Below are 11597 nucleotides of genomic sequence, written 5' to 3'. Positions count from 1 at the left end.
ACATCTCGGTAATGAAAACCAGGGTCAGGGGAATATCCGGACAGACTGCTAGTGGCCAGGACGGCGGCGACGGCACTGCGGGGCATGGGGGTTTCCGTTCCCCTTCCGACTCCGCCAAAACCGGTTTCTTTTCTGATTTGCCATAATTGCAAACCTTTGAAGAAAGAGCACGTGAATTATGAAATAATCGGAACCAGCGGGTGCATAATCGGCAGTTTGACCACGGATGATCAGGGGTATTTGAGTCTCGAGGGCGAACATTTCGTGGACCCCAAACGCTCAGTGAAGCAAGTGCAATTCAAGAGTGGCACAATGAGTCGTTTGGATCAAAAGGTGTTTTTTACCTCAGTTGATCCACCCTTCGAGCGAGAGAATGCTGCGAAAGTTCAGATTCGAACGCACGCGCTGACAGTCACCCTGAATGACTTACCCGATCCAAAGGCGCTCAAAGGACGCCCCATGATTCTAAGTCTCTCCTATTTGAAACCACTTCAATCCGTCGATGAAGATCAATTCTACGTGCGGGACGGTCAGTTTACTCTCGTCCCTTCTGACACTTGTGTATTTCCGCGCCTCGGAGACGGATGCTACAAACTCACTGTCGAAATTCCGGGACGGGCGCGCTGGGAATCCAAGGAAATCGTGATGGATCAGGATCGAGAACAGGTGATTCATTTGAAGCCAGGCGCTGATCTGCATTTTAAAATAATAGCGCCCGGAGGCGAACTGGCAGACAATCAGGTCGAGTACGAACTGATTGGTTCAAAGAAATTTTTGCAGCACAAATATCTTGACTACCAGACTGATAGTTTCAAAGGAGTTCCAGAAGGCAAGTATAAGTTGAAAATCTTGTCGAGCAAAGAAAAACGCGCCTCGAAGTGGGGTTACCAAAGCACTGCCCCTAAAAAATGTAGTAATCAGTTCGACTATTCAGGTAAGGAAATCCCTTTTATCGTCTCCGGGGATTTGCCGCTCGTAGATTTGGGCACTATTCGGTTACTTCCCATTGACGACAAGTAACGGCAAATACCGTGATAGAGCATTTAGTCCTTGCGGCTTCCTCTCAAACCACCGTTTTACGTTTTTCGGAAGAGAGACGATGTAGACACTTTCGTCAATCAGAACTATCACCGGAATTGGGGAGGAAGGTACTTTCACAATTGATCTTCCACTGCAAGAAACTGGTGATTTCATTCAAAACATGAATTGGTTTCTGAAATCCCGATCGTCCTGAAGATACCCTGTTGACTACGGGGTAAGATTGCGCAATGGATTGTATGTAGAACAAGCACTGGCGATACTGGTCCGCGCTGTGACTGGATTTCACAACGCAGACGGTCTTTTTGATGAAAAATCGGCCCTCATCTCGTTCGGATATTTTCACCTTACGGGGTTGTGGATTACAAGATTTCGATGATTGGATGCTACTAATATCCGGCGTGAACAGGTACAATCCTGTTTGTGAAACCACAAACAGGATAGCGGCAAGGATCGTTCGCAGCAGAAAAGAGCTGGCGCGCCAAACAACAAGCAGAGGAACCTCCACTTCCGATGACCGACGATGAGCCCACCGCCCACGAGCCTGCTGACGGGCAGCCGTTTCGTCGCCGGCAACGTTACCGCGGCACGCATCCTCGCAACTACGCCGAGAAGTACAAAGAACTTTCTTCTTCACCCGACCCAGAGACGATCGCGAAGCTGATCGGCTCTGGAAAAACGCCGGCCGGTCAGCATCGCCCGATCCTCGTCTCGGAAGTACTCGAGCACCTCGCCCCTCAGCCTGGCGAACGAGGAGCGGACGTGACTCTGGGTCATGGCGGACACAGCGAAGCGCTGTTGGCAGGACTCCAGCCCGGCGGTCAGCTCCTCGCCCTCGACGTCGATACTTTGCAGCTCCCTCTTACTGAGGAACGATTACGAGGGCTCGGATACGGAACGGAAGCACTCATCATCCGCCGCTGTAACTTCGCTGGACTCGCGGGCATGCTGCCACAGATCGGTTGGCAAGATGGTGTGGACTTCTTGCTTGCGGACCTCGGCTTGTCCTCGATGCAAATTGACAACCCCACTCGTGGCTTCTCCTACAAGCACGATGGGCCGCTCGACATGCGGATGAACCCCGAACGCGGAGTGAGCGCTCGGGATTGGCTCAGACGCTGTCGCTCCGACAAGCTGGCACGCGTCCTGGCTGACGGGAGCGACGAACCGTTTGCGGAACAGATCGCTGCGACCCTCGCCGAACTCTCCAAGCGAGAACCCATCGACACCACCGGGCAACTGCGTCGCGCGATCGAGAGCGCTTTGCCCAATGGCATCACGGACGACGGACGACGCTCCACGGTGGCTCGCGTTTTCCAAGCCATCCGCATCGCTGTCAACGAAGAGTTCAACGCCCTAGACGCCTTTCTCCGGCGTCTCCCGGACTGCCTCCTTCAGGGTGGCAGGGTGGCTATTTTGAGTTTCCACTCCGGTGAGGATCGCCGCGTGAAGCATCACTTCCGTGACGGAGTTCGGAGCGGGGTCTACCGCGAGATCGCCCCGGACATCATCCGTCCAACCGGCCAGGAGGTGTGCACCAACTCCCGGGCCGCCTCAGCCAAGATGCGCTGGGCCATTCGGATGTAGAAAACGGTTTACGACTGTTTGTCAGAAAAACCAGGCACCGTCAGTACGTGTCTTAATATCACCCTATTCGCGAACTCGGTACATGTGCGTGGAAGCCATACGTATTCGCGAAATGATCGCGAACCGAAACACTCTTGCCAGAACGGCTCCTGCAAGTGTCAGATCAAACCAACGTTTTTGAGACACGCCGTTTCATCGCCAGCTTCACTTTACCGATGCGGCAGCGATGTTCGTATCTCACTCCAAACATTGTGAGTAGCCTCTATCGAACGGGTTTTCCAGGGGAACTTCTTGCCTTTGGAGAGCCAATAACAGACAATCACAGCAGAGGCTTGTCAATCAGAACCCCGTTCCGTCGGGTGGCACTTGATTCAATAACGAAAGTCTGTCAAGCCAGCAAAAGGGAGCACATATGAATTCCGTAAAATCATTGGGCTATCTCGATCGCGCTGCATCAGCCATGATCTTTGCTGGAATAGGCTACTTTCTACTCTCCAGAACAGGTGAATGGGGGGCAGCGTTGTCTTGGGGATTAATGGGGCTTGGATCTGTCCTGATACTGGCCTCTCCGACTATTGCCGCTCGATTGCAGCGGAACCAACAAGTCAACATACCAGACTAAGAAACACTTTCTATTGCGGGTTTGAGACGTTTCGAGAATAGACCCTATTTGCGAATTCTGTAGCTGCTCCGAGAATCACGACTTTTTTGTCGATTTTGATTTGATGAGATCATTCCTGTTGCCTGCGGCAATTCCGAATTTCATTCGGAAGCACCCGGGGTTGTTTGTCTTGGGGTCACAAAAAATAAATGCTGGCTTCCTGGGAGAGGCAGTATCGTCGGTTAAGCCGAGAGTGCCATTCGGTTATCTTCTTTTTATCCGTTCAATTCACAGTCTCGACCATGAAGACTGTCGATGACATGACTGTAAAGGCCCGTCTCTTTCGGAGAACGGAAGTAGTCAGCCGGATGGAGCAATGTCCCTTTCTCTTTGAACTTGGCTGTTACTTTAAGAATCCATTCACTCAGGGAAGTTGCGATCTGCACCAACACATCAGGAGAATGATTCATGAATAGAACCGATCCTTCAGGGAACTCCGATTTCTTAGTGGCGATACACGAAAAATCGCCATTGCCCCAATCGTGAAAAACAATAAGCCCATAGTCTTGATAATAATGTAAAGAGTCAGTGTCATATATTTCTTGTGAGAATAGATCCATGCCATTCGTGATGGAATAAAACTCAGCCAGTTCATCAGTGAGCTGGAATTGTTGGGAGCCTGCTTTCAGGTCTTGGATAGAAGCGGGTGCATTTAACTCAACACCTTCCTCTTCTCCGTCCTCATTTTCGAAACGAAGTTCGACGATTTGTGAGATCACCTCTTTAATTTTCGACATTGTTTACATGCTATTGAACGACAAGTCTGTTCAATTATCGTTAAGAGAAAACTTATACCAAATATTATAAAACAATAATCATTTGCATGATTCCTAAATTGGCCAAAATAAAGGTATCTGGAACGAAAAACACCCCGCGGGAAAGTGAGAACTGATGGATATAGAATCTCTACGCGAACAGCATATCTGCTATGCGATTGATCGTCAATTATTATCGTCAGATTGAATTGAAGAACTGGACTGGAGCTATGATGTTCCGAGCGGTGTATTGTCGATTGTTGACCGTTATCAGTTTCAATTTGAATTTTTAGAACAAAAATTTAATAATGGACCAGGTTTCTATTTGGTCTTCAGCCGCACGGCGTTAGCCGCGGTTTATGCACATCTCGGTATCAGAACCGGGGCTAATGCCCTTCGGCTAATGGCGAATACCTGGTGGGGCACGGAGAAGGTGTCAGCGACAAATGGTGTGGTTTGAATTAAATTCGGGCTGTGCGTAGCGAGTCGGAAGTTACAGGGAAACCGTACTGATTCTACTCCATCGGTTGAGCTGCGCGGTGGATTAAGGGGGGTCGGTTTCCTGTTTGTTACTGGGATGCATGCTCTGACAGTTTCCTGTTGCCTGCGGCAATTCCGAATTTCATTCGGAAGCACCCGGGGTTGTTTGTTTTTTGGCGCATTAAATAAAAAAAGCTGGCTCCCTGAGAGAGCCAGCGGGCGGACACATGGGTCCGCCCCTTGTATCTTACTGTTGACTGTCTGCTAAAACATTTATTCGCCACTTAAGCGTTTGCCTAGTTTGGCGATTTCTGCTCCTAGTTCTTTGCGTGCTGCTCCGAGTCCTTCGGGGGTCAGGTTGCCTTCTTTGAGATAGTCGAGGACGATGTCTTCGGCTTTCATCAGGTCTTTGCAGGCGTCTGCAATTTCTGAGGCGATTTCCGTGGGGATCGTGGTGACGCCGTTTAAGTCGCCGTGTAGTAAGTCGCCGGGATAAATGGCGATGCCGCCGACGGTGATGGGCACGCCGACCTGCAATGTATGGCAATAGCCGTGGGCACAATTGGTGCCGTTGGTGAATGCGGGGAAGTCGAGGGCTTCGACCTGATCCAAGTCGCGTCCTGCGCCCGAGGTGATAATGCCTTTCGCGCCGTAGGCTTTATAGGTGGAGCACATGACTTCGCCGAAGGTGGCTGAGGCCGTTGGTTCGTCGATATCCTGATACACGACCACGGGGGCACCGGGTAGTGATTCGAAAGCAGCGACCTGTGCATCGAGTCCCGAGTAGACATCGCCACTACGAGGTGGTGCCATACTGCGAAAGGTCGAAGTCAGAGCATAACCTACCATGGGTGGCATCTTGGGGAAGCAGGCTTTGATGGAATCGTTCATGTAACCTGTGTTGCGGGGGCGAATGTTCCAGAGTTCGATCACATTGCAAACGGTGGGGGTATCATACTTGGCGAGTTCTGCAAGAGCAGCTTCGGAGAGGCCTTCGGTAGACATGAATTTCTTTCTGTGGAGTTAGTGTGAGTGTAATGGGTTAGTGTTGAGATTTTTCAAAAACGGGGGTTAAATTATTTTGTGTATCGAATGGGAATTCAAACGGTCCGGACATGATTTCCAGATCGTCCCGCTCGTTGATTTCATTCAGATACGTTTCACTGACGATGACTTCACTTAGTTCGAGTGTGTCATAAATTTGTACGATACGACTTTGTTCGGGTTCGACGAGTCCGATGGTTGATAAAGCGGCTTCGATGGCTTCTTTGTCTGTTTCGTAGACCAGCGGGACCATGGCCGAGGTGGGGTGACTTCCGGTATTTGCGTTAATGCGTGTAATTTTCCAGTCAATGCCGTCGATTGTGCGTTGGTTGGTGAATTCGGCTAAGCCGATTCCCAGTGCATTGCCGTGTGTTTCTTCGGTCAGGCTGCGCACCATAATGCGTTTCACGTCAACGTTGTCCTGTTCGGTGGCAGCGTGGTCGTTAAACTTGCGACCGATGACGCAGGCATCCATTCCGGAGCCGCTGATGTTTTTTCCAATGCGATCGACAATCAGAAAATCTATTTTTTCGAAGGGTAACCTTGGCAGCCATTCGCGGGCAATGTTCAACAGTGCTTTTTCACGTTCATAAAACTGTTTCGGGGGAATGGCTTCAATCAACCCGGTTTCGTCGTAGGAGTTTTCTACGATTGCCAGTCCGCCGACGACAGAGCATTTTTCCAATACGGATTGTGCGACGGATTTGATGATTTCTTCAAAGCTGAAATCTTCAATGGCACGGTGATAGATTTTGGCGCCGGCGTGTTTGCCCAGGCCGATGAGCATCATCTTATGCAGGCCCGATTCGATATCGCCGACAAAACGGGTGTGTGGTTTGACGCGTCCGCAAATCAAAACATGGTCTGCTTCAAAGGCGTGCTTGTCGAAATGAACGGGGATGCCCTGGGAGGTGGTGTCGACGATCACGGTTTCCATGGAGGAGCGGATCTCGACGCCCATGGTTTCCTCGGTGATTCCATACCCGGCGATGACAGCGGCCTGGCCTTCTGCCGTTCCCCCGCCATGACTTCCCATTGCGGGAACGATAAAAGGCACCGCATCGAGAGATTTTAGAAAATCGACGGTTGTTTTGGTTATCAAGTCGATATTGGCAATGCCCCGGCTGCCGACTGTGATGGCAACGGAGTCTCCTGCTTTAACTACTTTTCCTAAATTGATTTTTGCGAGTTCTGCCTGAATGGTCTCTGGAATGTTCTCCAGCCGAGAAGATTGGAAGTTCTGGCGAATTCGGTAGGCCTTGGGTAGGTCGATATTCATTAGTGTTCTTTGATTTCAAGGAGTCATTCTCACGCGACATTCAGGATCTCGATCCCTGTGTATTGTGAAGAGTCGGTTATTGTACGAAATCAGCGGGTGTTTTCGCTACATAAAGAGACTTTCGGTCTCTAAGATTATCGGTAATGACGGGAATCTGGTACTGATGGTCTGTTGCTCTTTCAGGTCTTGCCAGGAAAAGTCTTGTTCTAAAGTGTTAATTCCGATAACTTAACGATTCTGATTTTGAAATTACAATCAGCAGGTCGAAGCAAAGAGCGGAGTCTTGTGACTGCAGGGAAGCAGGTATGCGAAAAAATTTTGAGCGGATGATTTTTGCCGTTTCGGTTTGTGTGTTGTCGGTGGTCTTATTCATCCAGGGGATTCTGTATTTCAAGGACCTGGGATTTACGAATGAAACTGGCGCGGTGACCGTTGCCATAGAACGCGCGCCCCGCGAAAATTTCACAGTTCAAGTTCATGAGCCATTGGTTGATGAGTCATTGATTGAGCAGACAGATTCTAGCGAAGATCCGTTCTTCTCTGCGGAAAATTTCTCTGTGGAAAATCTGAATCCGGTGGAATTAGCGCTTTCGGAAACGAGCGCGGACGAAGGTGCCTCGGATGATCTCGAGGTGAAAGGTCCCGAATTGAAATTTCCCGGGACTGTCGAAAAACGCATTGAACCGTTAGAAGTCAATCAGCCGCGGGCTCCTTTGTTGCTCAATCCAGGACAGGAAATTCAGCAGACTCCGGGCCCGTTGATGCCGCCTCTCAATGCCGAACCGCTTAAAGGTTCCAGGAAGCGAAGTGCAGCTAGAAAAGACCAGATGATGCGTTCGATTATTCGCGAACATCTTCCGCATGCTTCGAAAGAAGAACTGGAAATCTGGTTTGAAGAACTTCAGGGTGTGCCTCATAAGGTGGCCTCTGATCTCCTTTCGATTCGCAAATTATTACAACCTCAAAATGTTAAAAACTCAGCTGAGACCCCGGGGGAATTGCCGCTTTCCCGTTTGGAAGTCAATGCCGCACCTCAGGTGGGTTCAACTTTGCAGAGGCCACCATCCGATCAGACCGGCTTCATCGGGTTTTCTTCCCAAGCGGACCGGGATGAATTGCTGCATCGCTTGAAGCCGACCGTGGATGCTTTAAGGCTATCGCGCGATGTGATCGTCAACAACATAGCGAATGCGGGAACGATTGGTTTTAAGCGTTCGTATGTCGAATTTGAATCGTTGCCTTATGATTATGTGCCAACACCGGCGAGTGAAGCAGCGAAGTCAGAACCTCCGATTGCCGTGGGTATGGGCAGTCAGGTTTTGCAGACACGGGTTTCGCAAACCAGTGGTGAAATGATTAATACCGGGCGTGCGTTGGACATTGCCATCAAAGGTCAGGGATTTCTGCAGGTAAATCTGGGTGATAAAACTGTCTTAACCCGAACGGGACGATTATTAATCGACGAAGAAAACCGTATTTGTATTCGTGGTTCACAAAAGAATTATCCTCTGGAGCCTGAAGTTACTTTGCCGCCAAAATCGCATTCAATTCAGATTTCCGAAACGGGTGAAGTGACGGTGATCGTTACGAGTGCTGACGAAGGACAAAAACAGACCATCGGCCATGTTCAGTTGGTCTGCTTTACAGATTCGAGTGAATTGTTCCCCCGCGAGTGCTGTCTGTTTGAAGCGACTCCGCGTTCCGGTGCCGCCCGCATTCTGACGCCGGGTGAGAAAGGGGCGGGACAGATTCAAGCGGGTGCTTTAGAAGCATCGAATGTTTCGATCAGTGAGGAGTTGGAAGAACTATCGTCAATCAAGCAGCGTCTGGATGCCTTAAAAACGGTTTACATGACGGAGCCTGATAAGCCGGCTCAGGCTGATCTGGGTCTGCCTGCAGAGCGTATTGCCCGACCTGGCGATCGTCGGGCATTCAAGTAAGCAGCTATTCTTCCCGTGTTTTGGATTAGTTAAAGATCGCTTTTAAGGCATTATGGCGATGGAAAAAGCCTTCGTCGAACAGTTCCAGGAGCTTTGATTCGGTAATTAAGAAGCCGAGTAGTCCGCCGGGGGGTTCGAACTCCAGTCGATCAATGACGGTTACCTGATTGTCTCCATTCGCTACAACGTGATGTTCATGCCGGTAGGACTTGAGTGGCCCGGTAATCTGTTTTTCGATATATAACTCGGGAGAGTTAAATTCGATGATTTCATGTGACCCCTGCTGAACCTGTCCAAAGCCTTGAATCTGGAATTCCAGAATGGCGCCCTGATATAATTTATCCGGTTTATTGGTAAATGCCAGTCCGGTATCGGGAGGGCTGATTTTCAGAATGTTCTCGGTATCGATGAGAAATTCAAAGATCTCATCGGCTGTGGTTGATAACTGAACGCTGGTTTCGAAACTCGCCATGGTGTCTCTCTTTCGACATTAGACGCTGATAAATATACTACATGAGAAAACGAAATTCTGAGCGGCTCAGAATGTATGATGTGTATCGTAGCCGAATGAGCCAAAAATGACGAGCCCTGGCTGGAAGAGTCTCACTCTTTTTGAAGTGAGGGATCAGGTCAGTATGAGATGAAACGAAAATGCAGTTTTCCACGGAAATATTACAACAGTGCTGGTTTCTGGCAGGTCCGACGGCTTGCGGCAAGACCGAATTGAGCCTGTTGCTGGCAGAACATCTGAATGCAGAGATCCTGGCAATGGATTCGATGTCGCTGTATCGAGGTATGGATATCGGCACCGCGAAGGCTTCTCCTGCAGAGCGAGCGCGTGTGCCGCATCATTTGATTGATTTGATCGATCCTCATGAGAAGTTCAGTGTTGCCGATTATTTCATGGCTGCAAAAGAATGTTGCGAGCAGATCATATCGCGTGGACGAACGCCGCTGTTTGTGGGAGGGACGGGTCTTTATTTGCGGACCATTTTGAGAGGTGTGTTTGATGGTCCTTCTGCGGACTGGGAGTATCGGAATGAGATGGAAACGTTTGCGGAGGTCGAGGGAAATGAGGCGTTGCATGATCGATTGGCAGCCGTTGATCCGGTTTCGGCAGAGAAATTGCATCCAAATGATGTTCGCCGCGTGGCCCGTGCGCTGGAAGTGTATCATGTGACTGGCGTTCCTCTTTCGGCACAGCATGCTGAGTCGATTCTGAATGCGGAAGAATGTCCGGCGCATATCTTCTGGTTATTGCCGGATCGTGAGTGGCTTTATGAACGAATCAATGATCGCGTGGATCAGATGCTCGCTGAAGGGTTGCTGGATGAAGTCAAGTATATGCTGGCGGCGGCAGAGCCGATGAGCCGCACGGCGCGGCAGGCATTGGGATATAAAGAGCTGATCGACTTTCTGGAAGGCGCGTATTCTTACGAAACGGCCGTCGAATTGCTGAAGCAGCAGACGCGTCGCTTTGCCAAACGGCAGCATACTTTTTTCCGGAACATTAAAGAGTGCCGTGAAATTGCCGTTCATCCGGAAGATCAGCCGACGGATTTGCTGGAGCGGATTTTGAGTTATGAGGGCGGGTGACAGTTCGTTTTTTTCTACCACGAAAAACACGAAAGGCACGAAAAAATTAAAATAAGAAACAGATAGAAGGCTGGATTGTTTGATTTAGCGTTTGCCGCTTGATCGCCTTTTTTGTACAGTGCTGTGTGCAATAAAAAGTCTTATACTTTAGTGATTTGGAATCATGCAGGTCAATAAAAGTTAGGTACCAGAAGATGAATTTACTTCGAATTACCTTCGTTTTTTTCGTTTTGCATTCCGCGTCGGCTCAGGAACCAGATGTTACCTCTTCGAAAATGGAATCGACAAGGCAGGTATTCCTGGCGGAGGTAGACGATGCGCGCTTGAAAGTCATCGCGCAGTTAGATAATAAAATTCGCAATGCACAGCGCACTGGCGTTTTGGAGACTATTGAGAGATTCACGACTGAAAAAGAAGAATTTACCAACAATGGAACTAATCCGTCATCGGTCAACATGCGAGTGTTTCAGCGCAAGGTGTCCCTTGCCCTACTAGCTCTGAAGCGTGATTTCGAAGACGCCATAAAGAAATCTGTAAAGCAAGGGAAAATTGAAGAAGCCCAGAGTCTCAGGGACGAACTCAAAACATTTGAGGATTCACCATTGAGTCGCTCGAATTGGGGCTTTGCTGAATACAAAGTTGAATCAGGTGCAGGAGCATGGCGACCGTTTACCAACGGCGCTCGTGCCTATACAAATCGAAGTTACGTCTGGAATAAGATTTCTCCAGAGTGGCCACTAAAGCAGTTTGCCCCTCTTAGTGTTGGCAGAAAGCAGACACAAATTAAGATCACCGTCACTTCCCCGGGCTGGGTGTTTATCGCACTCAGTCAAGGCGATCAAGCCCAGGTTTCGGCATACCTCACACGTCATTCATGGCAACCGACACCATACGCATTTTCCTATATTTCTAATGGCAAGACGTCGATGCGTATCTTCCGAAAACAACTACTCGTCGGAGAGCATGTGATTCTCCGGTACAATTTCTCAGGGCCAGTTCTCCTTAAGCCGTAGAGGACAGCAAAACGGAATCGGCGGACACGTAAGATCAAAGGTTGATTTGCTGGAACGGATTTTGAGTTATGAGGGCGAGTGACAGTTCGTTTTTTCTACCACGAAATACACGAAAGGCACGAAAAAATAAACTGAAAATCTGGATGATTTTATTGGATGCAAGTTCTCTCGCGGTCCTCTAAATAAAAAACCATTTGTGTTTGA

General features: G+C 49.3%; 10 protein-coding genes. 6 read left to right on the top strand and 4 right to left on the bottom strand.

Translation table 11 applies throughout. The annotated features are described in order from the left end of the window. Positions 1 to 312 precede the first annotated feature (312 nt). The 3 genes from Q0668_RS14035 (at position 313) to Q0668_RS14025 (ending at position 3247) form a co-directional block, all read left to right on the top strand. Positions 313 to 1020, top strand: coding sequence for a hypothetical protein (locus Q0668_RS14035; protein WP_298865756.1), 708 nt, complete (start codon positions 313 to 315; stop codon positions 1018 to 1020). A gap of 531 nt (positions 1021 to 1551) precedes the next feature. Then, the gene (gene rsmH, locus Q0668_RS14030; protein ID WP_298865754.1) at positions 1552 to 2625 is read left to right on the top strand and encodes a 16S rRNA (cytosine(1402)-N(4))-methyltransferase RsmH; all 1074 of its coding nucleotides are present in this window, start codon (positions 1552 to 1554) and stop codon (positions 2623 to 2625) included. Positions 2626 to 3037: 412 nt separating this feature from the next. Further along, the gene (locus Q0668_RS14025; protein WP_298865752.1) at positions 3038 to 3247 is read left to right on the top strand and encodes a hypothetical protein; all 210 of its coding nucleotides are present in this window, start codon (positions 3038 to 3040) and stop codon (positions 3245 to 3247) included. 254 nt (positions 3248 to 3501) lie between these two features. Here the strand turns inward: Q0668_RS14025 and Q0668_RS14020 are convergent, their stop codons facing one another. From Q0668_RS14020 to Q0668_RS14010, 3 genes are all read right to left on the bottom strand, one after another. After that, positions 3502 to 4023 (bottom strand): SMI1/KNR4 family protein, encoded by a 522-nt coding sequence (locus Q0668_RS14020; RefSeq protein ID WP_298865750.1) that lies wholly within the window; start codon positions 4021 to 4023, stop codon positions 3502 to 3504. Between the two features lie 771 nt (positions 4024 to 4794). Beyond that, the gene (locus tag Q0668_RS14015) at positions 4795 to 5526 is read right to left on the bottom strand and encodes an RraA family protein (RefSeq protein ID WP_298865748.1); all 732 of its coding nucleotides are present in this window, start codon (positions 5524 to 5526) and stop codon (positions 4795 to 4797) included. A gap of 37 nt (positions 5527 to 5563) precedes the next feature. Beyond that, positions 5564 to 6844, bottom strand: coding sequence for a lactate racemase domain-containing protein (locus tag Q0668_RS14010; RefSeq protein WP_298865747.1), 1281 nt, complete (start codon positions 6842 to 6844; stop codon positions 5564 to 5566). A gap of 305 nt (positions 6845 to 7149) precedes the next feature. Between Q0668_RS14010 and Q0668_RS14005 the strand changes: the two genes are divergently transcribed. After that, positions 7150 to 8784: a flagellar hook-basal body protein gene (locus Q0668_RS14005; RefSeq protein WP_298865745.1), complete on the top strand. Its 1635-nt coding sequence runs from the start codon at positions 7150 to 7152 to the stop codon at positions 8782 to 8784. 25 nt (positions 8785 to 8809) lie between these two features. Here Q0668_RS14005 and Q0668_RS14000 read toward each other — a convergent pair whose 3' ends face one another. Further along, positions 8810 to 9256 (bottom strand): SRPBCC family protein, encoded by a 447-nt coding sequence (locus Q0668_RS14000; protein ID WP_298865742.1) that lies wholly within the window; start codon positions 9254 to 9256, stop codon positions 8810 to 8812. Positions 9257 to 9435: 179 nt separating this feature from the next. Between Q0668_RS14000 and miaA the strand changes: the two genes are divergently transcribed. After that, positions 9436 to 10380, top strand: a complete 945-nt coding sequence (gene miaA / locus Q0668_RS13995) for a tRNA (adenosine(37)-N6)-dimethylallyltransferase MiaA (protein WP_298865740.1) — start codon at positions 9436 to 9438, stop codon at positions 10378 to 10380. A gap of 194 nt (positions 10381 to 10574) precedes the next feature. Next, positions 10575 to 11393, top strand: coding sequence for a hypothetical protein (locus Q0668_RS13990; protein WP_298865738.1), 819 nt, complete (start codon positions 10575 to 10577; stop codon positions 11391 to 11393). Positions 11394 to 11597: the final 204 nt, after the last annotated feature.

The sequence above is a fragment of the uncultured Gimesia sp. genome (assembly GCF_937910335.1).
Classification (GTDB): Bacteria; Planctomycetota; Planctomycetia; order Planctomycetales; family Planctomycetaceae; genus Gimesia.
The sequence above is the reverse complement of the archived record's forward strand: the minus strand, read 5'-3'. Positions and strand labels throughout refer to the sequence as shown.

Bases quoted from the DNA above. Each gene is read 5' to 3' on its own strand.
- Q0668_RS14015 (WP_298865748.1), bottom strand. From the start codon at position 5,526: ATGTCTACCGAAGGCCTCTCCGAAGCTGCTCTTGCAGAACTCGCCAAG.
- Q0668_RS14005 (WP_298865745.1), top strand. From the start codon at position 7,150: ATGCGAAAAAATTTTGAGCGGATGATTTTTGCCGTTTCGGTTTGTGTG.
- Q0668_RS13990 (WP_298865738.1), top strand. From the start codon at position 10,575: ATGAATTTACTTCGAATTACCTTCGTTTTTTTCGTTTTGCATTCCGCG.
- Q0668_RS14035 (WP_298865756.1), top strand. From the start codon at position 313: ATGAGTCGTTTGGATCAAAAGGTGTTTTTTACCTCAGTTGATCCACCC.
- Q0668_RS14010 (WP_298865747.1), bottom strand. From the start codon at position 6,844: ATGAATATCGACCTACCCAAGGCCTACCGAATTCGCCAGAACTTCCAA.
- Q0668_RS14025 (WP_298865752.1), top strand. From the start codon at position 3,038: ATGAATTCCGTAAAATCATTGGGCTATCTCGATCGCGCTGCATCAGCC.
- rsmH (WP_298865754.1), top strand. From the start codon at position 1,552: ATGACCGACGATGAGCCCACCGCCCACGAGCCTGCTGACGGGCAGCCG.
- Q0668_RS14000 (WP_298865742.1), bottom strand. From the start codon at position 9,256: ATGGCGAGTTTCGAAACCAGCGTTCAGTTATCAACCACAGCCGATGAG.
- miaA (WP_298865740.1), top strand. From the start codon at position 9,436: ATGCAGTTTTCCACGGAAATATTACAACAGTGCTGGTTTCTGGCAGGT.
- Q0668_RS14020 (WP_298865750.1), bottom strand. From the start codon at position 4,023: ATGTCGAAAATTAAAGAGGTGATCTCACAAATCGTCGAACTTCGTTTC.